General features: G+C 75.7%; 21 protein-coding genes and 1 riboswitch. Of the genes, 9 read left to right on the top strand and 12 right to left on the bottom strand.

What is annotated here, in order from left to right:
- The coding region (gene thrC, locus ACSNN9_RS03325; RefSeq protein WP_436671142.1) for a threonine synthase at positions 1 to 1,334 on the bottom strand (1,334 nt) is incomplete at its 3' end.
- Between the two features lie 10 nt (positions 1,335 to 1,344).
- Positions 1,345 to 1,480, bottom strand: a riboswitch (SAM riboswitch).
- 120 nt (positions 1,481 to 1,600) lie between these two features.
- Entirely contained in the window at positions 1,601 to 2,029 is a 429-nt protein-coding gene (locus ACSNN9_RS03330) for a DoxX family protein (protein WP_436671143.1), read from the bottom strand.
- Positions 2,030 to 2,204: 175 nt separating this feature from the next.
- Between ACSNN9_RS03330 and ACSNN9_RS03335 the strand changes: the two genes are divergently transcribed.
- Positions 2,205 to 2,951, top strand: coding sequence for a hypothetical protein (locus ACSNN9_RS03335; RefSeq protein ID WP_436671144.1), 747 nt, complete (start codon positions 2,205 to 2,207; stop codon positions 2,949 to 2,951).
- A 21-nt stretch (positions 2,952 to 2,972) separates the two neighbouring features.
- Here ACSNN9_RS03335 and ACSNN9_RS03340 read toward each other — a convergent pair whose 3' ends face one another.
- Entirely contained in the window at positions 2,973 to 3,953 is a 981-nt protein-coding gene (locus ACSNN9_RS03340; protein WP_436671145.1) for a hypothetical protein, read from the bottom strand.
- Between the two features lie 859 nt (positions 3,954 to 4,812).
- Here ACSNN9_RS03340 and ACSNN9_RS03345 point away from each other — a divergent pair.
- Positions 4,813 to 5,277: a DUF4232 domain-containing protein gene (locus tag ACSNN9_RS03345; protein ID WP_436671146.1), complete on the top strand. Its 465-nt coding sequence runs from the start codon at positions 4,813 to 4,815 to the stop codon at positions 5,275 to 5,277.
- A gap of 13 nt (positions 5,278 to 5,290) precedes the next feature.
- Here ACSNN9_RS03345 and ACSNN9_RS03350 read toward each other — a convergent pair whose 3' ends face one another.
- Positions 5,291 to 6,166 carry an ABC transporter permease gene (locus ACSNN9_RS03350; protein ID WP_366640078.1) on the bottom strand — a complete coding sequence of 292 codons (876 nt, stop codon included), beginning with the start codon at positions 6,164 to 6,166 and terminating at the stop codon, positions 5,291 to 5,293.
- Complete coding sequence (locus ACSNN9_RS03355) at positions 6,163 to 9,024, bottom strand: alpha/beta fold hydrolase (protein ID WP_436671147.1); 2,862 nt, start codon at positions 9,022 to 9,024, stop codon at positions 6,163 to 6,165. Before ACSNN9_RS03355 ends, ACSNN9_RS03350 begins: the two co-directional genes overlap by 4 nt.
- Positions 9,025 to 9,386: 362 nt before the next feature.
- Here ACSNN9_RS03355 and ACSNN9_RS03360 point away from each other — a divergent pair, with 362 nt between their 5' ends.
- The 7 genes from ACSNN9_RS03360 to ACSNN9_RS03390 all read left to right on the top strand — a co-directional run bounded on the left by ACSNN9_RS03360 (position 9,387) and on the right by ACSNN9_RS03390 (position 17,681).
- Positions 9,387 to 10,565 (top strand): hypothetical protein, encoded by a 1,179-nt coding sequence (locus ACSNN9_RS03360; RefSeq protein WP_436671148.1) that lies wholly within the window; start codon positions 9,387 to 9,389, stop codon positions 10,563 to 10,565.
- Positions 10,552 to 13,083: a nitrate- and nitrite sensing domain-containing protein gene (locus ACSNN9_RS03365; protein WP_436671149.1), complete on the top strand. Its 2,532-nt coding sequence runs from the start codon at positions 10,552 to 10,554 to the stop codon at positions 13,081 to 13,083. The genes ACSNN9_RS03360 and ACSNN9_RS03365 overlap by 14 nt, the downstream gene beginning before the upstream one ends.
- Complete coding sequence (locus ACSNN9_RS03370) at positions 13,080 to 13,550, top strand: roadblock/LC7 domain-containing protein (RefSeq protein WP_357878775.1); 471 nt, start codon at positions 13,080 to 13,082, stop codon at positions 13,548 to 13,550. Before ACSNN9_RS03365 ends, ACSNN9_RS03370 begins: the two co-directional genes overlap by 4 nt.
- A complete protein-coding gene (locus ACSNN9_RS03375) occupies positions 13,547 to 14,017 on the top strand; it encodes a DUF742 domain-containing protein (protein WP_436671150.1) in 471 nt (156 codons plus the stop codon). Before ACSNN9_RS03370 ends, ACSNN9_RS03375 begins: the two co-directional genes overlap by 4 nt.
- Positions 13,995 to 14,732 (top strand): GTP-binding protein, encoded by a 738-nt coding sequence (locus ACSNN9_RS03380; RefSeq protein WP_436671151.1) that lies wholly within the window; start codon positions 13,995 to 13,997, stop codon positions 14,730 to 14,732. Before ACSNN9_RS03375 ends, ACSNN9_RS03380 begins: the two co-directional genes overlap by 23 nt.
- 68 nt (positions 14,733 to 14,800) lie before the next feature.
- A complete protein-coding gene (locus ACSNN9_RS03385) occupies positions 14,801 to 15,349 on the top strand; it encodes a hypothetical protein (protein WP_436671152.1) in 549 nt (182 codons plus the stop codon).
- Positions 15,350 to 15,371: 22 nt separating this feature from the next.
- Positions 15,372 to 17,681, top strand: coding sequence for an AAA family ATPase (locus ACSNN9_RS03390; RefSeq protein ID WP_436671153.1), 2,310 nt, complete (start codon positions 15,372 to 15,374; stop codon positions 17,679 to 17,681).
- 49 nt (positions 17,682 to 17,730) lie between these two features.
- Here ACSNN9_RS03390 and ACSNN9_RS03395 read toward each other — a convergent pair whose 3' ends face one another.
- From ACSNN9_RS03395 to ACSNN9_RS03425, 7 genes are read right to left on the bottom strand one after another with little or no spacing between them, the layout of a single operon-like run.
- The gene (locus tag ACSNN9_RS03395) at positions 17,731 to 18,246 is read right to left on the bottom strand and encodes a gas vesicle protein K (protein WP_436671154.1); all 516 of its coding nucleotides are present in this window, start codon (positions 18,244 to 18,246) and stop codon (positions 17,731 to 17,733) included.
- Complete coding sequence (locus ACSNN9_RS03400; RefSeq protein WP_436671155.1) at positions 18,222 to 18,476, bottom strand: gas vesicle protein; 255 nt, start codon at positions 18,474 to 18,476, stop codon at positions 18,222 to 18,224. The genes ACSNN9_RS03395 and ACSNN9_RS03400 overlap by 25 nt, the downstream gene beginning before the upstream one ends.
- Positions 18,477 to 18,495: 19 nt before the next feature.
- Positions 18,496 to 19,335, bottom strand: a complete 840-nt coding sequence (locus tag ACSNN9_RS03405; protein ID WP_436671156.1) for a GvpL/GvpF family gas vesicle protein — start codon at positions 19,333 to 19,335, stop codon at positions 18,496 to 18,498.
- Positions 19,319 to 19,687, bottom strand: coding sequence for a gas vesicle protein (locus tag ACSNN9_RS03410; protein WP_358083354.1), 369 nt, complete (start codon positions 19,685 to 19,687; stop codon positions 19,319 to 19,321). The genes ACSNN9_RS03405 and ACSNN9_RS03410 overlap by 17 nt, the downstream gene beginning before the upstream one ends.
- A gap of 1 nt (position 19,688) precedes the next feature.
- Positions 19,689 to 20,039, bottom strand: coding sequence for a gas vesicle protein (locus ACSNN9_RS03415; RefSeq protein WP_436671157.1), 351 nt, complete (start codon positions 20,037 to 20,039; stop codon positions 19,689 to 19,691).
- Complete coding sequence (locus ACSNN9_RS03420; RefSeq protein ID WP_436671158.1) at positions 19,999 to 20,550, bottom strand: gas vesicle protein GvpG; 552 nt, start codon at positions 20,548 to 20,550, stop codon at positions 19,999 to 20,001. Before ACSNN9_RS03420 ends, ACSNN9_RS03415 begins: the two co-directional genes overlap by 41 nt.
- A 3-nt stretch (positions 20,551 to 20,553) precedes the next feature.
- Positions 20,554 to 21,309, bottom strand: a complete 756-nt coding sequence (locus tag ACSNN9_RS03425) for a GvpL/GvpF family gas vesicle protein (protein WP_436671159.1) — start codon at positions 21,307 to 21,309, stop codon at positions 20,554 to 20,556.
- Positions 21,310 to 21,311 lie beyond the last annotated feature (2 nt).

Here is a 21,311-nt window from a genome sequence, read left to right on the forward strand (position 1 = left end):
CGACCGCGGAGACCGTCGTCTTCAACACCGGCGAGGGCCTCAAGACCCTCGACGCGGAGGCCGGCGTCGCGGGCGGCGCGCAGCGAGGGCTTGATGCGGTGGGTGGGGCCGACCTCGCCGGCCACCGCGTCGAGGGTCTTGAGGCCCTCGCCGGTGTTGAAGACGACGGTCTCCGCGGTCGGGTCCAGCCGGCCCGACTCGACCAGCTTGCGCAGCACGGCCACGGTCACCCCGCCGGCGGTCTCCGCGAAGACGCCGGTGGTCCGGGCCAGCAGCCGGATACCGGCGCGGATCTCGTCGTCGTCGACGTACTCCATCCAGCCACCGGTGCGGCGCACCGCCTCCAGCGCGTAGATGCCGGCGGCCGGGTCGCCGATGTTGAGGGACTTGGCGATGCCGGTCGGCCGGACGGGGGTGATGGTGTCGGTGTCGGCGTGCAGGGCGGTGGCGATCGGGTTGCAGCCGGCCGACTGCGCGCCGAACACCTTCCAGCCGCCGGCCGGCGCCTCGACGAGGCCGATCTCGACCAGCTCGGCGAACGCCTTGTCGATCTTGGTGAGCAGCTCGCCGGAGGCCATCGGGATCACCACCTGCGCCGGGATCCGCCAGCCGAGCTGCTCGGCCACCTCGTAGCCGAGCGTCTTCGAGCCCTCGGCGTAGTAGGGGCGGACGTTCACGTTGACGAACGCGGTGTCCTCGAACTCGTCCGTCTCCACCAGCTCGCCGCAGAGCCGGTTGACGTCGTCGTACGAGCCGTCGATGGCGACCAGCTCGCCGCCGTAGACGGCGGTGGTGATGACCTTGCCCTGTTCCAGGTCGCCGGGGATGAAGACCACCGACGGCGCGCCGGCCCGGGCGGCGTGCGCGGCGACCGAGTTGGCCAGGTTGCCGGTGGAGGCGCAGGCGTAGCGGCTGAAGCCGAGCGCGCGGGCGGCGGTCAACGCCACCGAGACCACCCGGTCCTTGAACGAGTGGGTCGGGTTCGCGCTGTCGTCCTTGACCCAGAGCGGGGCGGTGATGCCCAGCTCGGCGGCCAGGTGCGGGGCGGCCACCAGCGGGGTGAGGCCCGGGTCGAGGGTGACCCGGGTGGCCGGGTCCTGACCGGCGGGCAGCAGCGCCGCGTACCGCCAGATGTTCTGCGGGCCCGCCTCGATCTGCTCCCTGGTGACGGCCGCCAGCGCGGCGGCGTCGTAGTCGACCTCCAGCGGGCCGAAACACTCGTAGCAGGCGTGCTGGGCGGCGAGCGGGTAGCGGGCCGAACAGGCGCGGCAGACCAGGGCGCGGGCGGGGCTGGCGGTGGTGTCGATGCCGGAGGGGGCGAACGTCGACGTCATGTCGCGGGTCCTCTCATCTTTCCCCGCATCGCACCCTGCGGCGGGGACGGAATTGGCACCTGCCCCGCCGGTCGCTCTGCGGTGAGCGCGCGGGGTGGTTGCCGGGGCGTCGTCGGGCCGTATCCCTCAGCCCCTCTGGATGAGGTATGCAGTTGTGCCGTCGAGTCTAAGCACCCGCACAGCCCGGATCGACGGGAGATCCCACGCTGTGAGCGATCCCGCAGCCGCAGGCCAGGGCCGGCGGACCCTTCCTCGACGGTACGGATTCAGGCGGTCACCGAGCGGGAGCCGCCGGGGCGGCGGGCGCGCAGCAGGGTGTCGACCGCCCACGCGCCGGGGCCGAACACGGCGATCAGCAGGAACGACCAGCAGAACAGGACGGCCAGCTCACCGCCGTTGCGCAGCGGGAGCAGCGCGTCGGGCTGGTGCACGACGAAGTACGCGTAGGCCATCGAGCCGGACGCCAGCAGGGCCGCCGCCCGGGTGAGCAGCCCGACGAGCACCAGCCCGCCGCAGACCGCCTGGATCAGCGCGGCCCACCACCCCGGCCACTCGCCGAGCGGGACCGCCTCGCCGGTGCCCCCGTTTCCGCCGAGGATCCCGAGCAGCGAGGCCAGGCCGTGGCAGAGGAAGAGCAGGCCGACGACGGCGCGGAACAGGGACAGGGCCGGGCCACCGATCCGGTCAGCGAGCATCAGGGCACCTCCGGTCAGGACGAGGGGACGACACCAGGATGCCGCCGTCCATTCGGCGATGTCGATTCCTTCCCTCTTCATGGGAACGCTCCCACGATTCGGCCGGCGCACCGTCCACAAGGGCGCTGGCGCGGGCGCGTTACGGTGCGGGCACATCGACGGAAAGGAACGCGCGATGCGTCGCAAGGTCGTCCCGGTGGTGGCGCTCTCCATGGCCTGCCTGCTGGTCGCCACCACCGCCTGCTCCCCCGGCAACCGGAAGAAGCGGAACCGGTCCGCCGACCGGCCGGCCAGCGCCGCCGCGAAGCGGGACGACGTCGACACCACCCGGGCGACCCCGACCCCCCGCCGCACGGGCGACGGGCTCACCTGCCTCGAACTGCGCAACACCCGGGTCGGCAGCCGGAAGGTCCGCTACCGGGGGTACGCCGCCCCGATCCGCCTCACCGACGGCCGCTGGTCCGACCGCGATGGCACGACGGTGACGTTGCAGAGGCCGTGCGCCGTCGGCGACCTCGACGGCGACGCAGCGGACGACGCGATCGGCGTGGTCATGCTCGACGGCGGCGGCACCGGCCGCTTCTTCACCCTCGCCGCCTGGCGCAACGTCGGCGGCGAACCGGACTACCAGGCCCAGGTCGACCTCGGCGACCGTACGCCGGTGGAGAGCGTCAGCGTGCGCGACGGCAGAGCGACGGTGGTCTACCTGACCAGGCCGGCGGACGGCCCGATGGCGGAGCTGAGCATCCGGCGCACGGCCGTCTACCAGCTCAGGGGCACGACGCTGGCGAAGCTGAGCCACACCGACGCCCGGGTGGCCGGGGCGTCGAGCGACGGGAGCACCGCCGACGCCCCGGACGCGGGGGACACTGTCCCGGACGCCGACTCCCCCACCCGCAAGCGCAGGTCCCGCTCCCGTTGACGTCCCCGCGACCGGCCTGCCTCAGTCCGGGACGGGTCGGTGGGTTGGTGGTCTCGGCAGCCGTACGAGTTCGGTGGACGGGCAGCCCTGCTGACTCACCTCGCCGAGGCAGCCCCACCCCGAACCCGGCACGCGCTCGAAGTACTGCACGGGCTGCGACGGGACGGCCTCGGTGGTGAACGTGCCGGTGCCGCTCGGGACGCGTTGCTCGTGGGAACCGGTCGTGTCGGTGTACGAGACGACGATGTGCCACTCGCAGGTGTGGGTGGACACCTCCGGCTGGACACGGAACGCCATGTTCGACTGACCGTTGCCCAGCTCGACGACGTTGCGGCGGAAGTACAGCTGGCCCTCCTGCGGCTCGCCCTCGGCCAGGACGTACGGGCCGTGCGGCCTGTCCGTCGGCCCACCGGTCAGGTCCCACAGCAGGCCCTGCCGGGACTCGGCACCCGCCGGGGGGATGGCGACGACGGTCCGCGCCGTGGGTGCGTGGCACGAGTCCTTGACGGCGGTCATGTTGTTGATCGTGAGTCCGGCGACGCGGTCGCTGTTGAGGTTCAGGTCGAACGTCTGGGCGTTGCCGCGGTTCTCGTTGCCGTCCTCGAAGGGCGCCACATAGGACGCGCGCTCGACGATCCGGCCGCCGAGCGGCTTCATGAACTCCCACACCCGCGAGGCGTCCCCGGTCAGGGCGGTCAGGGTGGCCTGCTCGCCCTCGGTCAGCGGCCGGTCGAGCAGCACGGTGAAGGCCTCGGGCAGGTACTGGTCGTAGTCGAGCGGAGTGACGGTGGACGTGAACGCGGGTTGCTCCCGGTCGACCGCCTTCGCGGCCTGCCTGTCCGAGCGGGCCCGATCGGTGGCCGTCGACCGGTCCAGGAGGAGGTTGGCGTGGTAGGCGGACAGCACGCCGACCACGAGGACGACGGCGGCGGCGGTCACGTACACCGCACGCTGCTTCGGCGGGAGCCCGCGGAACCCGGGCAGGCGTTCGTCCGCCAGCACGGCCCAGGCCTTCGGCCGGGGCGACGGCCCGGACGGCTGCACCGGTGGCGCTACGGGCGCGGACGACGGCTCAGCCGGCGGTACGGGCGCAGACACGGACGACGGCTCAGGTGACGACACGGACGACGGCTCACCTGGCGGTACGGGCGCAGACACGGGCGGCGGCCCGGGTGGCGGTGCGGACGACGGCACGGACGACGACTCAGGCGGAGACACGGGCGAATCAGGTGGCGGCTCAGGCGGCGGCACGGCGGGCGGAGTGGCCATACCCGATTCTCACTCACCGGCGCCACGCCGTCACACAAAGCTCACCCGACGGTGTCCGGCCAGGAGCGTGGCACCCGTCGCCGTCACCTCGCCGGGGGTTCCGGGCCGGGTGATGTCGTAGACGATTCAGCTCGACAGGCACCGCAGGGGTGACCCGCTCCGGCCGGTCGCACCAACGGGGCAGCTCGACAGGGCCACCGAACCTCCACCGGGCCGGTGCCTGTGGACCTCCGCCGGGCGGGTGTCTGCGGATCGGTGGCGCGCCGGCCGGTGCGATGATCGGGCGATGGCACTCCCCGCACGCCGACCCGCACGCCGGTCCGTGGGCCGACCCGCGCCGCGCTCACGCGACGGCCTTCCAGGTCCGGCACGGGCGGTCGGGCTCGCGATCGCCGTCCTCGTCCTGCTCGGCGCCTGCGCGCCGGCGACCGACCCGCCGTCCGCCGACCCGCCGCCGGCCGATCCGGCGCCGGCCACGATGCCCGGCACGACGCCGACAGCGACCGCGTCGGCGACGGCGTTCTGGGCCACTCCCACGACCGGATGCCCGGCATCCGGCGTCCGGATCAGTTCGCCGGGCAGCAACGCGGCGATGGGTCTGCGCGCGCTCGGCCTGGAACTGGTCAACTGCGGCACGGAGCCCTACCGGCTCGACGGCTACCCGGTGCTGCGCCTGTTCGACGGCGACGGCAACCCCGTACCGGTCCGGGTGGTCGAGGGGGCCAAGGAGATCACGTCGGGCTTCGACGACCCGCCCCGGCCGCTGACCCTGCGGCCCGGCGAGCGGGCCGGCGCCGCCGTGCTCTGGCGCAACCTGGTCACCGATCCGACGGTCGTCGCCACCAACGGCGAGCGCCTGGAGGTCGCGCCCGCCGTGGGCCGGCCCGCGCAGGCCGTCGGCCTGGACGGGCCGATCGACCTCGGCAACACGGGCCGGATCGGCGTCAGCGCCTGGAAGAAGCGGGCGGCCGACCCGACATCGACGCCGAGCAGGCCGCTGCCGGACGCCCCGGCGCCGAACAGGCCGGCGCCGGGCAGCCCCGTGCCGCTGCCGTGAGGCGCCCGGCGACTCAGCTGGTGACGTCCTTGCGGGTGAAGCGCCAGAACGCCAGGCCCCAGAACAGCGTCGCGTAGCTGATCGCCGAGATCGCGCCGCGTACCACGTCGTCGGTCTGCACCGGCGTCGACAGCAGCCCCAGCCAGGCGGTGCTGTAGTGCGTCGGCAGGAACGCGCGCAGCGCGCCCAGCGCGGTGATCTGGTCGAGGATGCTGGAGAGGATCCAGAGCAGCACCGCGCCGCCGACCGCGCCGAGCGCGGCGTCCGTCACCACCGACAGCAGGAACGCCAGGCCGGCCACCACCAGGAGTACGACCGCCAGGTAGCCGAGCACGCCCAGCAGCCGCAGCAGCCCCTCGCCCGGTTCGAGCTGGGCCGCCACGGTGCTGCGCAGCGGCTCCCAGCCGTAGCGCAGCGTGCCGATCAGCAGGGCGGTGCCGGCGAGCAGCAGCAGCGCCAGGGCCGAGTAGACGAGCGCGACGAGCAGCTTCACGGTCAGCAGGCGGGCCCGGGGCACCGGCACCGCCAGCAGGTAGCGCAGGCTGCCCCAGCTCGCCTCGCTGGCCACCGTGTCCCCGCAGAACAGCGCCACCACCACGACCATCAGGAACGACGCCGAGACGAAGATGGTGAAGAGCGTGAAGTTCAGCCCGCCCGACGTGGCGAACTCCACCAGGCTGCCGAACTCCCCGCGCCCGTTGTCGTCGTCGTCGCCCGTGTCGAACTGGAACGCGATCAGGATGATCAACGGCAGCAGCACCATGAATCCGAGCGCGAGCTGGGTACGCCGCCGGGATGCCTGCCGCCGGAACTCGGCGCCGAACGGCAGGGTCGCCGACGGCCGGTAGCCGGCCGCCGCTCCCACCGTGGGTGACGTGCCCGCCATCATCGGTCCCCGCTTCCCCGAGAGTTCTCGCCCACCAGGGCGAGGAACGCGTCCTCCAGGCGGCGCCGTGGCACCACCCGGTCCACCCCGATGCCGGCCCGGACCAGCTCGGCGACGACCTCGCTGCGGGCGGTGCCGTTGGTGTCCACCACGAGCTGGCCCTCGCCGTCGGGGAGCACCCGCACCCCGTCCAGCCGGTCCAGCACCGCCCGGGCGGCCTCCGGGTCGGTCACGTCGAAGAGCACGCTGGGCGACTCGCCGACGATCTCCTCGACCGGGCCCGAGGCGACGATGCGGCCCTTGTTCACCACCACCGCGTGCGTGCAGGTCTGCTCCACCTCGGCGAGCAGGTGGCTGGAGACCAGCACCGCCCGGCCGTCGGTGGCGTAGCGCTGGAGCACCCGGCGCATCTCCGCGATCTGCGGCGGGTCGAGCCCGTCGGTCGGCTCGTCGAGCACCAGCAGTTCCGGCAGGCCCAGCATGGCCTGCGCGATGGCGAGGCGCTGCCGCATGCCGTGGCTGTAGTTCCTGATCCGGCGGTGCACGGAGGCGCCCAGGCCGGCGATCTCCAGGGCCTGGTCGAAGTGCGCGTCCTCGGCCGGCCGCCCGGTGGCCCGCCAGTACGCCTTCAGGTTCTCCAGCCCCGACAGGTGCGGCAGGAAGCCCGGCCCCTCGACCAGCGCGCCGATCCGCGACAGCACCGGCGACCCGGGCACCAGCCGGTGCCCGAAGACGTAGATCTCGCCGGCGGTGGGCTGGGTCAGCCCCATCAGCACCCGCAACGTGGTGGTCTTGCCCGCCCCATTCGGGCCGAGCAGGCCGACGACCTGACCGGGGTGCACCTCGAAGTCGACGTTGGAGACGGCGACGAAGCCGTCCGCGTACTCCTTGCGGAGCTGCCGCACGGCCAGCGGCACGCCCGCGTACGCCGGATGGACGGAGCTGTCCTGGCGGCGGTGCCGGCGGCGGACCACCGCGACGACCACGACGAGCCCGACGGCGATCGCCGCGATCAGCCCGACCAGCACCCAGCGCCACACGGTGGCGGAGGTGGGGATGGGGTCGCCGGCGACGGTCGGCAGGCTGACCGCGCCACCGGCCGCCACGGTGTGCACGGTCGGCTCGACCGGGGTGGCGTACGCCTGGTCGGAGGTCGCCACCACCACGCGCAGCCGGTGCCCGGCCTCGATCCGGCGGACGATCGCCGGCAGGGTGACGGTGACCGGCCGCGCCGCGTCGATCGTCGGCGGCAGGCCGGTGAGCCGGACCGGGGCGACCAGGCCGTTGGGCAGGGTGGCCGCGCCGTTGGGGTCGACGTCGTAGAGCTTGACGAAGAGCACCGCCTCCCCCGTCGGCGACGCCGCCCGGACGTCGACGGTCGGGGCGCCGACCACGTCCACCGCCTCGCCCAGCGGCGCCGACTCGAAGCGGGCGTGCTGGCCGGGGATGTCCCCGGCCACGCCGCCGAGCAGCGACGACAACTCGCCGGCGAAGGGCACCGAGGAGATGGCGGCCGGGTTGCCCGACGGCGGGTTCGCGACGGGCTGGGCCGGGCCGGCGACCGGTACGTCCCGGCGGGCCGTGCCGGCGACGCCCGGGTAGTCGGCGTAGCGGTAGCCGGTGGCCACCAGTCCCCGGTCGAGGGCGTCGAAGCCGGCGATGCGGGACCAGGTGAAGTCGTCGCCCGGGGCCTGGCCCTCGCCCTTGACGTAGTGGTCGAGCCACTGCACGGTCAGGAACTTCACCCGGTCCGAGTCGGTCTTCGGGCCCTCGCCGCCGTCGTGCCCGCCGGTGAACCAGGCCACCCGGACCGGCGTGCCGGCGGCGGCGATGCCGCGCGCGTTCGCGTCCGCCTCGCCGAGCGGGAAGAGGGTGTCCGCCTCGCCCTGCACCAGCAGGGTCGGCGCCTTGATCCGGTCGAGCACCCCGGCCGGGCTGGAGCGGCGCAGCAGGTCCACTGCGGCCTGGTCGGCCCGGCCGGTGGTGGCGATCCGCAGGTACGCGGCGCAGATGTCGGCGGCGAACCGGCCGCACGCCGGGTCGGCGACCCCGTCCGGGGCGCGCCCCGGACCGGTCCCCGGGCCGGCGCCCGGCCCCGGGCTGGGCGGGCCGGTGGCGGGCGCCCCCTCCGGCTGGGCGGCGGGGGCCCCGGAGAGCCCGGCCGGCCCGGCGCCGGCGCTGCCGGCGCTGCCGAAGAAGATGCCGGCCCAGCCGGACTTGAACACGCCCTCGGTGGGCTCCTTCCCGGTGCTCTCCGGCAGGAAGGAGCGGGACAGGTCGTTCCAGGTGATCATCGGCACGATGGCGTCGACGCGCTGGTCCTGCGCGGCGAGCAGCAGCGCCAGGCCGCCGCCGTACGAGCCGCCGACGACGCCGACCCTCGGGTCCCCGGCGGCGTCGGTGCGGACCTCCGGGCGGCCGGCGAGCCAGTCCAGCAGACGCTGCGCGTCCCGGACCTCGTAGTCCGGGTGGTCCAGGTGGATCTGCCCGCCGCTGCGGCCGAAGCCCCGCGCGGTCCAGGTGAGCACCGCGTAGCCGCGGCCGGCGAACTCCTCGGCGTCGGCGCGGACGGACTCCTTGGTGCCGCCGAACCCGTGCCCCAGCAGCACCGCCGGCACCTTGCTCCCGGCCGAGGCGTCCTCGGGCAGGTAGAAGGTGGTGTCCAGGTCGACGGGCTCGTCACCGCCGGGCCCGGAGGAGACGTTCACGATCGCCGCCTCGGTGCGCACGGCCGGTCCCTGCGGCAGGACGGCCCAGGTCACGGCGGCGGCGAGCAGCACGAGGACCACCGCCGCGGCGACGGCGCGCCGGCGGGTGGGCAGGGCACGCCGGATCCACGCGGCCGACAACGGCGATCTCATTCGGCACACGGTACGGCCCGGATCCTGAGCGTTGGCTGAGATCCTCCGTACGTCCGTCCGGTTGATCCGATCGGCGTCCCACCGGCGCGGTCCAGACCGTCCCACGAAGACGAATTCGGATCACGTGAATTCCGATGTTCGTCGGAAATCCCCGCGATCCATCCTTGTCACTCTCTCGCCTGACACAGAGAGTGCCGGACGGGTGACCCACCGGCTACTTCGGGCTTCATGACGCAAAGCTGACTGTTCGACGGTCGGAACAGCTCCCCGCTGGTCGGTTAGTTTTCCGGTCCGGTGCACGGGACTTCACCGTCGACCCCCGACACCCCACCGATCCCGTGCTCCCGCCCGAGGAGACAGACATGACAGTCCCCGCGCCACCGGCCCGTCGGCGGCCCTCCGCGGTGGGCCGCGTACTGCCGTTGCTGCTCCTCGTCGCCCTGCTCGCGCCCATGGCCCTGCTGTTCGTGCAGACCTGGCGGCTCACGGCCGACGACCGGGACCTGGCCGGCCGGGAACGGCTCGGTGTGGAGTACCTGCGCGCCCTCGCCCCGGTCACCCACGCCCTGGTCGACGCCCAGACCGCCGCCGTCGCCGCCCGGCCCGCCGACAGCGAGGCGCTGACCCGCGCGGTCGAGGCCGCCGCCTCCGTCGACGCGCGGATCGGCGACGAGCTGCGCACCCGGGAGCGCTGGGCCGGCCTGCGGGCCAGGATCGAGGCGCTGGGCGCCCGCGGCCCCGCCGACCCGGAGGCGGCCTTCACCGCGTACGGCGAGGCCACCGACCTGCTGCTGGCCCTGCACGGCAAGGTCCGGGAGACCTCCGGCCTGGTCCGCGACCCCCGGTCGGACTCCTTCTTTCTCCAGGACGCGAGCCGGGGCCTGCCCGAGACGGTGGTGGCGACCGGGCGACTGGCCGACCTGGCCGTGCTCGCCGACCGCCGGCCCGCCGCCGACCGCAACCGCACCTCCGCCGACATCGCCGCCCTCCGGGTGGCCGTCCTCACCCCGGCCGGCGACCTGGTCACCGACCTGCGGGCGGCCGTGGACAACTCGGAGAGCGCCGACCTCGGCCCGAGCGTGCTGACCCCGCTCGACACCTACCAGCGGGCCGTCGAGGCGCTGGCGGCCCACTCCGCGCCGGCCGGCACGGCGGTGGACCAGGCTCAGGTCGCCGGCGCCCGGCTCAACGCGCAGTCCGCCGCCCGGCAGCTCCAGCCCGTCATCCTGGACGAGCTCGACGCCCTGCTCGCCGGCCGCCTCGACGACCTGGACCGGGACCGCTGGCTGACCGTGGGGGCGGGGGCGCTGGCCGTCCTGCTGTGGTCGACACTCGGCGCGGTGTGGCTCGCCGCCGTCCGCCGGGACCGGCGGCCCGCGGCGGAGGTCCGGCGCGAACCGGACGGCACCGCCGCCGGGCCGGACGACACGCCGTGGCAGCCGACCGCCGTCCGGGGCGCGGAACCGCGTCGGCTCCAGCCGGCCGGGCCGGCCCGCGGGCCCGGGAGCGCGCAGTGGGGGCCCGCCGATGCTGCTCGCTAGGCTCCGGATCCGGGGCAAGCTCGCGCTGCTCCTCGTCATCCCGCTGCTCAGCATGGTGAGCCTGGCCGTGCCGGCGGTGCTCGGCCGGGTGGCCGCCGCGCAGCGGGCCGGCGACACCGCCGACCGGGTCCGCGTCGCCAGCCGGATCGGCAGCCTCGTGCAGGACCTGCAACAGGAGCGCGTCCTCTCCGTCGGACTGCTCCTCGGCCGGGTCACCCGGACCGAGCTGATGCAGCGGTCGGCCAGCGTGGACGACCGGGTCGCCGACCTGCGGGCCACCCGGGGCGACCTGCTGCCGCCGCGGGTCACCGAGGCCCTGGGCGGCGTACGCGGGCTGACCGGCCTGCGGGCCGCGGTGCTCGCCGGGACCGCCACCCCGGACCAGATCATGGGCGGCTACGGGCCGGTGAGCACGAAGCTGATCGACTCGCTGCGGCTGCCATTCGGGGTGGACACCGACACGGCCGCCGGACGGCAGGTGCTGGCCCTGGACGGGCTGCTCCGCGTCGACGAGGCGATGGGCGCCTGCGCCACCCTGATCGTGCTGGTCAAGGCGACCGGCTCCCCCCGGGTGGTCGCCTCGTACGTCGCCTGCATGGCGGGGCTGCGGGCGGACAACCAGCGGTTCCGCAGCCTGATCACGCCGGATCAGGTCAGGCTGGTGACGCTCAACGACGCGGCGGTGGCCGCCCGGACCAGTCCCGACTTCCTCATCCGGAGCGCGCTGGACCCGGCCGGCGCGACCAGGGACATCCCCCTGGACGCGCTCTTCCCCTCGGTCCGCTCGATGATCACCTTCGGGCAGTTCATCGAGAAGAAGCTCGTCGCCGACGTCCTCGCCGAGGTGACCACGCAGCAGCGCCGGGCGCTGACCGAGGCGCACCTGGTCAGTGGGGCCGTCGCCCTGATCCTCGCCGTGGTGGTGCTGCTCAGCGCGGCCGTCGCCCGGACGGTGGCCCGGCCGCTGACCCGGCTCACCCGCTCCGCCGACCGGGTCGCCCGGGTCGCCGAGGCGGAACTGACCCGGGTCGCCGACGACGAGACCGAGGGCGCGGCGCCGATGCGCCTCGATCCGGTCGACGTGCGGGCCCGCGACGAGATCGGCGACCTGGCCCGCGCGTTCGACCGGGTGCAGAGCACCGCCGCCCGGCTCGTCGAACGCCAGGTCGCCGGCCGGCGCAACGTGGCGCAGATGTTCGGCCACGTCGGCCGCCGTACGCAGAACCTCGTCGGCCGGCAGATCGCGCTGATCGACCGGCTGGAACGGCAGGAGACCGACCCCGGCCGGCTGGAGCACCTGTACCGGCTCGACCACATCTCCAGCCGGTTGCGCCGCAACGCCGGCAGCCTGGTGGTGCTCTCCGGTTCGGCCGGCGCGGACCCCCACGTGGCGCCGGTGCCGCTCGGCGACGTGGTGCGGCTCGCGCTCGGCGAGATCGAGGACTACACGCGGGTCGACGTGCAGGTGCCGCCCGGTGTGTCGGTGGCGCCCGGCGCGGTCGGCGACCTCGTCCTGGCGCTGGCCGAACTGATGGAGAACGCGACGGTGTTCTCCCCGCCGCACACCCGGGTCACCGTGGGCGGCGAGCCGACCGGCTCCGGGGCGCGGCTGACCGTGGTGGACCGGGGCATCGGCATGACCCAGGAGCGGCTGGCGGAGGAGAACGCCCGGCTCACCCGGCGGGAGCGACTCGATCTCGCGCCGACCGAGGTGCTGGGGCTCTTCGTGGTGGGCCGGCTGGCCCGCCGCCACGGCTGGACGGTGCGGCTGGCGCCGACCGCCGGCGGCGGGGTGACCGCGCACCTGGAGGTCCCGGAGACGTCGCTGGTGATCCACCGCGCCGAGCGGGCCGGGGTGACCGTGGCCCGGGCCGCCGTACCCGCCCGCGACCGGCGCTCCCCCGCCGACGCGCCGGACGCCCCCCGGCCCCGCGCGGCGGTCGGGGCGGCGCCCGAGGCCCCGCCGTCCGGGTTCGACGCGGCGCTGCTGAGCCGCGCCACCCGCAGCATGGAGTCCGGCGCCCCCTGGGACGCGTTCGGCGCCAACGGCGAGCCGGCCGCCGCCGAGGCCCCGGCCCCGGCCAGCCCTGGGCCGCAGGCCCCGGGCGACGCCGAGCCGCAGGCCCCGGTCCGCGCCGCCCCGCCGGGCGTCCGGCAGCGGGTGCCGGGCGCGACCCTGCGCCCGGCCGGGGCGCCGGCCGCTCCGCCGGGGGTCGGGCCGGTGGAGGTCACCGGCGCGGACCCGGCCGCCGCGCGCGCCCTCGTCGAGGCGGTCGAGTCCGGCGTACGCCGGGCCGGGCTGGGCCGACGCCCGCCGGACGGCACCGTGCCGGCCCGACTGACCCGGCGGGTGCCCGGGGCGAACCTCACCGTCGCCCCGGCCCGTCAGCCGGACAGCCCGCCGCCGGGGAACCCGGACGAGGTCCGCGACCTCCTCATCGAGTTCGAGGCGGGCGTCGCCCGCGCTCTGCGTGAAGTCAGCCAAGACCGCCGACCCGAAGAAGGAACATCACGGTGACCAGCCCCTTCCTGCACGACAACGTCGACCAGCAGCACCCGGGCGCCGGGGACCTCAGCCCGGAGGCGCGCACCTTCAACTGGTTGCTGGACTCCTTCACCTCCAGCACGGCCGGCGTGCTGGAGGCGATCGCCGTCTCGTCGGACGGGCTGCTGATGGCCATGTCGGCGATCAAGGACCGCTCCAACGCGGAGCGGCTAGCCGCGGTGGTCTCCGGCATGACGAGCCTCGCCGGCGGTGCCGCCAGCTGGTACGCCCTCGGCGGGCTGAACCGGGTGGTCGTGGACATGGCCGAGGGCTACCTGCTGATCAGCGCGATCAGCAGCGGCTCGGTGCTCGGGGTGGTGGCCGACCGGTCGGCGAACCTCGGCACCGTCGCCTACGAGATGACGCTCTTCGCCGGGCGGGCCGGTGGCGCCCTCACCCCGAGACTGATCGCCGAACTGAAGAACGCCGCTCAGCAATGACCCCCGAGGTCGCCGGCGAGGGACCGGACCCGGAGCCGACGGTCCGGATCCGGCCCTACCTGCGCGCGTCGTCCCCGCACGACACCCGGCCCGGCCTGCCGGGAGCCACCGCCGCGCCGGCGCCCGGGGACGGGCCGGCCGGCCCGCGCCCGTTCGTGCTCACCGCCGGCCGGGTGGCCGGCGCCGACCCGGCGATCGGGCTGGAGACGCAGGTGACCGCCCGGCCGGCGACCGACCCGGCACCGCTGACCTGGCTGGCGCCCGAGTTGCGGGCGATCGTCGCGCTCTGCGGCGAGCCGATCTCGGTCGCCGAGATCTCCGCCCGGACCCGGCTGCACTTCGGCGTGACCCGGGTGCTGGTCGGCGACCTCCGCGCCGCGGGCCACCTGGACGTGCACGACGGCGCCGACGCCCTCGACCCCGACATCATCCTGCGAGTGATTGATGGACTCCGTGCGATCTCCTGAATGGCCGGTCGCCCCGCTGGGCGGGGTCGCCGCCAACAGCGCCGCCACCCGCTACGGCTCCCCGACCGGGCCGCAACCCGCCGGGTCCGCGCCGCCGCCACACCGTCCGCCGGCCACCGGGGTGGCCGCGGTGCCCCGGCCCGCACCGTCCGCCGCGCCACCGATCCCGGTCAAGATCCTCATCGCCGGCGGCTTCGGTGTCGGCAAGACCACCACGGTCGGCGCGATCTCCGAGATCGCCCCGCTGACCACCGAGGCGGAGATGACCAGCGCCGGGATCGGCGTCGACGACCCGGGCGTACGCTCCGCGAAGACCACCACCACGGTGGCGATGGACTTCGGCTGCGTCACCATCGACCGCAGCCTGAAGCTGTACCTGTTCGGCACGCCGGGGCAGGCCCGGTTCGGTTTCATGTGGGACGACCTGGCCCGGGGGGCGCTCGGCGCCCTCGTCGTGGTGGACAGCGCCCGACTGGACGACTGCTACCCGGCGATCGACTTCTTCGAGCGGGCCGGCCTGCCCTTCGTGGTCGGGGTGAACGCCTTCGACGGGCGGCTGGCGCACGACCTCGAGGCGATCCGGTGGGCGCTGGCCGTCGGCGACCACGTGCCCCTGGTGCAGTTCGACGCCCGGGACCGGCTCTCGGTGCGGGACGCCCTGCTGGTCGTCCTGGACCGCGCACTCGATCGGGCCACCCGGGAGAGGGGGTCCTGAACCGTTCCGGCGGTTCGACCCGCTTCACGAGGAGGGTTCGACCCGTTTCACGAGAAGGGGTGGTCGTGATGAGAGGTGGACTGGACGAGACACTGGCCCGGATGGCCCGCCGCGAGGAGGCGCTGCGGCGGCGGGCCGCCGACGCGGGGGCGGCGGGCGGGGAGGCCGACGCGTCGACGCGGGCGCGAGGCGGATCCGACCCGGGGCGCGCCGACGCCCGGAGCGAGGGGCGCAACGCCGGACCCGGCTGGGCCGACACGCGGCGGGGCGCGGAGCCCCGCGATCCCGTGGTGGAGGTCGCCGAGGCGGTCCGCCGGGTGGTGGCCGGTCACCCCGGCACGGCGGTCAGCATCCGGGTCGAGCACGACGGGCGGGCGTACCCGCTGCGGGTCGCCTGGACCGACGCGGGCGTGACGGTCGACGCGGAGGTCGTCGCGCCGCCGCCGGCGTGGCCGATGTCGGTCAAGACCGTGCCGGCCTGGACGCCGGCCCAGGAGGGGCTGACCCCCGATCCGGCGGCGCGGCTGGCCGAGCTGATCCGCCGCGACCCCGCCCTGCTCAGCGACGGTGACGCAGCTCGCGGAGCACGGAACGCGCCGGGGGCGGGCGCGGCGTGACCACGGCGGCTAGGGTCGGGCGGTGGCGGAACCCGACCTGACCCTGACCGCGAGCCTGCGGCCGGCGGCCCTGGACGCCCGGCGGGGCATCGTCCGGCTGCACCCGGAGGTGCTCACCGCGCTGGCGCTGCGCCCCGGCGACCCGGTGCGGCTGGCGGGCCGGCGGGTGACCGCCGGCATCGTCGCGCCGGCCGAGCCGGCCGCCAGCACCGCGCTGCTCTACGCGGACGACCTGATGCTGGGCAACCTCGGGATCCGCGACGGCGGCCAGGTGACGGTGAGCCGCCTGCCCGTCACGCCGGCCGGCAGGGTGCTCCTCGCCGGGCCGGCGCAGATCGCCGCGGTGGTCTCCCCCGAGATGCTCCGGCTGGCCCTGCTCGGCAAGGTGGTGACGACCGGGGACGACGTGTCGCTGCTGCCGCAGGACGTGCTGCCGGACGCCTCGGTGCGCAGCCTGGTGGAGGCCGCCCGACGCAGCCTCTCCAACAGCGTCGGGTACGCCTGGACCAGCACCCTGCTCGCCGTGGTCGCCGCCGAGCCCGGGCCCGGCTCGCTGGTCACCATGGACACCGTGGTCGGCTGGGAGCACGGCCAGGCGACCCACGGCTCCGCCGGCACCGGCCCCGCCCCGCTCGCGCGACGCGCCGGCGCGGCGGGGGCGACGGCGAACGGGACCGCCGCGGGCCGGGCGGGTGGCACGGGCGCCGGCCCGGCGGGCGTACGCCGCCCGGCCGCCGTGGACGCCACCGGGCGGACCGTCGACGACGCGCCGCCCGCGGTGGACGAGCTGCCCGGGCTGCGGGCGCAGGCCGAGGAGCTCACCGAGCTGCTCGACCTCGGCTTCCACCACCGGGAGGTGCTCGGCCGGCTGGGCACCACCGTCTCGCTGGGCGTGCTCGTCGCCGGGCCGGCCGGCTCCGGCAAGGCGGCGCTCGTGCGGGCCGTGGCCGCCCGGGTCGGGGCCCGGGTGAGCCCGCTCTGGGCCCCCGAGGTGGCCGCGCTGACCAACCAGGCCGCCGCCGACCGGCTGCGCGCCGCGGCGGCCGAGGCGCGCGCGGACGGCCCCGGGGTGCTGCTGGTCACCGACGTGGAGGCGCTCGCCCCGGCGGACGGGCCGGGGCCGGTGGCGACCGTGTTCCGGCAGGTGGTGGCCGAGACCGTACGGGCGGGGGCGGCGGTCGTCTGCACCACCGGCCGGCCCGAGGCCGTCGACCCCGCGCTGCGCGCCCCGGACCTGCTCTCGCTGCGGATCAGCGTCCCGCTGCCGGACGCGGCCCTGCGCCGGGAGCAGTTGACGGTGCTGACCCGGCAGGTCCCGCTCGCCGACGACGTGCGGCTCGACGAGGTCGCCGGGCGTACCCCCGGCTTCGTCGCCGCCGACCTGGCCGCGCTGCTGCGCGAGGCCGGGGTGCGCGCGGCGCTGCGGCAGAAGTCGGCCGAGACGCCGACGGTGGCGATGGCCGACTTCACCGCCGCGCTGGAGGTGGTCCGCCCGACCACCATGGCCGCGTCCACCCTGGAGCTGGCCTCGGTGACGCTGGACGACGTGGGCGACCTGACGGAGGTCAAGGAGACGCTGACCGAGTCGGTGCTCTGGCCGCTGACCTACCCGGACACCTTCGCCCGGCTCGGCGTGCAGCCGCCGCGCGGGGTGCTCCTCTACGGGCCGCCGGGCTGCGGCAAGACCTATCTGGTCACGGCGCTGGCCGGCTCGGGCCGGGCGAACGTGCTCTCGGTGAAGGGCGCGGAGCTGCTGTCGAAGTGGGTCGGCGAGAGCGAGCGCGCGGTCCGCGAGCTGTTCCGCCGGGCCCGCGAGGCCGCGCCCACCCTGATCTTCCTGGACGAGGTGGACGCGCTCGCCCCGGTGCGCGGCCAGGCCAGCGACGGCGGCACCACCGACCGGGTGGTGGCCGCTCTGCTGACCGAGCTGGACGGCGTGGAGACGCTGCGCAACGTGGTGGTGGTCGGCGCGACCAACCGCCCCGACCTGGTGGACCCGGCGCTGCTGCGCCCCGGACGGTTGGAGCGGCTGGTCTACGTGCCGCCGCCGGACGGGCCGGCGCGGGCGGAGATCCTGCGCGCCTCGGCGCGCAACGTGCCGCTGGCACCCGACGTGGACCTCGCGGAACTGGGTGGGGAGCTGGAGGGCTTCTCGGCGGCGGACTGTGCCGCGCTGGTGCGGGAGGCCGCGCTGGCCGCCATGCGGGAGTCGCTGACCGCGTCCACGGTCACCGGCGCGCACGTGGCGGCGGCCCGTGCCCGGGTCCGCCCGTCCCTGGACCCGGCCCAGGTCGCCTGGCTCGCCGCGTACGCCGAGAAACGGTCCGGCTGACCGCCGCCTGCCGCAGGCACCGTCGGCGGGCCGACGCGGGCCGGGGGCGTCAGTCGGTGGGCAGGAGGGGGCCGAGGGGCCCGAGGTCGAGGTTCAGGTCCTCCGGGGCGAGGCCGAAGTACTCGCGCAGCCCCGTCATCTGCTCCTCGAGCGCCATGAGCGTGGTGCCGATGCGCTCGACCTGCTCCTCGGTGAGGTCGCCGAGGTCGACCCGGCGCAGCGCCTGTCGCTCCATGAGCTGCCGCAGCAGCTCGATCACGGTGAGCACGAGGCTGGCCAGTCCCCGCTCGACGGAGTCCCGGTCGACGGCGAGCCGGCGGTCCAGCGGAGTCACCCGGGGCGGCTGCCACCGGGTGTCGCCGAGCGCGGCGGCGAGTTCGGCGGCCTCGTCCCGGCGGGTGTCAGCACCGCCGGGGCGGCCCACGCCCGCCGTCCCGGCCCCGCCGCCCGGGCCGGCCGCGTTCCCGCCCGGGCCGGCCGCGTTCCCGCCCGGGCCGGCCGCGTTCCCGCCCGGGCCGTCTGCGCGGGCGCCGGGGGCGGTCATGCCGTCGATCCCGGCGTCCACGCGACGTCGTCCGGGGCGGCGTCGGGCAGTTCCGCCGGGGCGAGCGCGCCGACGGAGGCGACCAGTGCGCGCAGGGAGATCCGGACCAGGTCGACGTCGGCGATGGCGATGGTGATGTCGCCGCTGATCACCACGCCGGTCGCGAGGACCCGGTCGAGCAGGTCGACCAGGGCCACCGGCCGGTAGGCCAACGGGTCGTCGGCGCTGCTCGGCGCCAGCGACGTGGTCACCACGCCGGCCCCCGGGCCGTCAGCACGCCGGCTCCCGTACGGTGAGCGCCGGCCCGGCGGGCCGTTCCTCGGCGAAGGAGTACGGCGGCCACGGGCCGGTCAGCTCCAGTCGGATCTCCGGGTGCCGCCCGGCGAGCGCGCCGACCAGTTCGCGGAATCCGGCGAGCGCCCCGTGCCCGACCAGGTACGCCCCATTGAGCACCATGGCGGTGGGCGCGCCGGAGAGGCGTCGGTCCTGCGGGGGGTGCCGCCGGGCGGCCACCGCGTGCCGGGCCAGCGCCTCGTGCACGGCGCAGGCGGCGTCGGCGGCGATCCGCTGCCCCTCCTCGCGGGCGGTGAGCTGGGCCCTGCGCCGCCGCAGGTACGCCGCCCCGGCGCCGCCCGACCCGGCGGGCTCCGCCGAACGGGGCGTCGCGCCCGGCACGACGTACCCCTTGACGCCCCACTCGTCGTGGCCCGTGAGCCGGTCCAGGACGGCGGTCAGCTCGACCCGGCGGGCGGTGAGCTGCCCCGCGACCCGGGCGTCGTCGTGGTGGACGGTGGCCAGCCGGGCGGGCACCACGGCGCCGTCGCGGGACAGGGCCGCGACCACGGCGTGGTGCGTCCGGGCCGCCCGCTCCAGCCAGGCCAGGTCCTCCAGGTTCCGGCGCAGCGCCTCCTCGCCGTACTCGGCCAGCGGCGCGGCGCTGACGACGGCGAACAGGCCGGCGGCCCGCACCGCGCGCACCGGAGCGCCGTCCATCCCGGGAATCGTGGCGAGCAGGGCCAGGTCGACGTCCCGCACCACGCCGTGCAGCCACACTCCGACGCCGAGGCTCGCCGGCCCGGCGGCGGACACGAGGTCAACGGTCGAACTCATGCCGCTCCTCCCGGTCAGCGGCGGCCCGGGCGACCCGGGGACGACGTTCCGCCTCCACCTGCTCCGGGTCCCGGGGGCCGGGCTCCACCGGCGGTCTCGCCCGGGAGCTGAGCCACGGGTCGTGCTCCCACCAGTCGATACCGATCTGCCGGGCCGTGTCGACCGAGGCGATGACAAGGCGCAGCTTGAGCGTCAGCAGCTCGATGTCGAGCAGGCTGACCCGGATGTCGCCGGCGATCACGATGCCCCGGTCGAGCACGCGTTCCAGGATGTCGCCGAGATTGGCCGGCTCGTGCCCGGCCGGCAGGACCTGGCCGGAGTTCTGCACCACCGGCGGCGGCTGCACGCTCACCTCAACCCACCTCGCCCTTCCCGCGCTGGTAGCGCCGCACCCGCCGGTAGCCGAGCAGGCCGCCCTCCAGGTCCAGCTCCACCTCGTAGAGGCCGAGCAGGTCGGTGGAGCTGGGGATACGCCGGTCCTCGATGACCTCCACCCCGACCACCCAGCCGTCACGCGACGACTTGAGCGAGGTGGTCCCCACCGGATCCCGGCCGGTCAACTCGACGATCTGCCGCATGCCTTCGCGCGCCGCCTCGGCGGCCGAGATCGGTTCGAGGTACTCCTCCTCCTCGTCGTCGTACCGGTCGTCGACGGGCTCGTTCCTACGCGCCCGACCGCCGTCGCCGCGGATCAGATCCACCATCGCGCCCACCTCCCTCGCCGCCGCCGCGCGGCACCCGCCGCGCCCGTTCCGTGCCGACCTGATGCGCGCGCTCCGGGTCCGGCTGGCGCGCCCGCTCCGAGCCGCCCTGTCGGGCCCGCCCTGGGCCGGGCTGGCGCGCGCGCTCCGGGCCCGGCTGGCGCGCACGTTCCGGGCCGGGCTGGCGCGCGCGCTCCGGGCCCGGCTGGCGCCGGGTCCCGCCGTTCTCGCGGCGGGACCCGGGACCGTTCCGGGCCGGTTTCCGGCCCTGGGCGGGGGCCGGCCGCCGGGCGCCGCCGGTCAGCCGCTCCAGCACCTGCTGCTGCCCCCGGTCGCGTTCCGCGGCGCTGATCTCGCCGGCGGCCGCCGCCGCGTCCAGCGCCTCCAGCTCCCGCCGGACGTCGACGGGGTTGCGCTGCCGCGACTCCGCCTCCCGGGCGATCACCTTCACCACCGCGGTCAGCCCCCGCACCGGCGCGTACGGCAGGGTCAGCAGCGCCCACAGGATGTCCACCGGTCACCCCATCAGCTGATGGGCGCTGACGAAGTCGTACGGGGCGAGCGGGCCGAGCAGCCGCATCCGGATCAGCTCCCGGCGCTGCTCGGCGTACTCCTCGACCGCCGAGACGAACTCGTCCTCCCGGTCCTGGTCGACCAGGAAGGCGGCGTTCGCCGCGTCCAGCTCGTTGCTCGGCGCCCGGGGCGCGCTCGCCACGACGAGCGGGCCGAGCGCGTCGGCGAGTTGCCGGTTCTCCGCCTCCCGGCGCAGCTCCACCGCCTGGCTGATGATCTCGCCGAGCCGGATCCGCTGCTGCCGGGTGGCCGCCTCCGGCTGCCCGCGCACCTCGTCGGCCAGCTGGGCGGCGGAGGGGTTGTCCGCCAACACCGCCGCGATCAGGGTCGCCTCGTCGTAGCGCCCGTGCACCGTGTACTGGATCCGGCCCTCGAACTCGTCGAGGGCGGCGGCGAAGCGGTCGTGGTGCGCGTCCAGCAGGTCGGCGACCGCGTCCGGCCCGGTGACGACCGTGCCGAAGCGCACCGGCAGCACCGGCGCCACCGCGGCCGTGCCGTCCACCAGTTCCTGGTACGCGGTCAGGTCCGCCGGCCGGCCGATCGGCTCGGTCAGGCTCACCTCGCTGACCAGCGCGGCCAGGTCGCCGTGCCGGACCGCCGCCACCTCCCCGGGCGGGTCGCCGACCCCGGCGGCGTCCGGGGTCGGCTCCACGTCGGAGGGAACGATGCCGTAGATGAACAGTCCGGTCTCCTCGGCCATGC

The sequence above is a fragment of the Micromonospora sp. URMC 107 genome, from assembly GCF_051386315.1.
Classification (GTDB): Bacteria; Actinomycetota; Actinomycetes; order Mycobacteriales; family Micromonosporaceae; genus Micromonospora.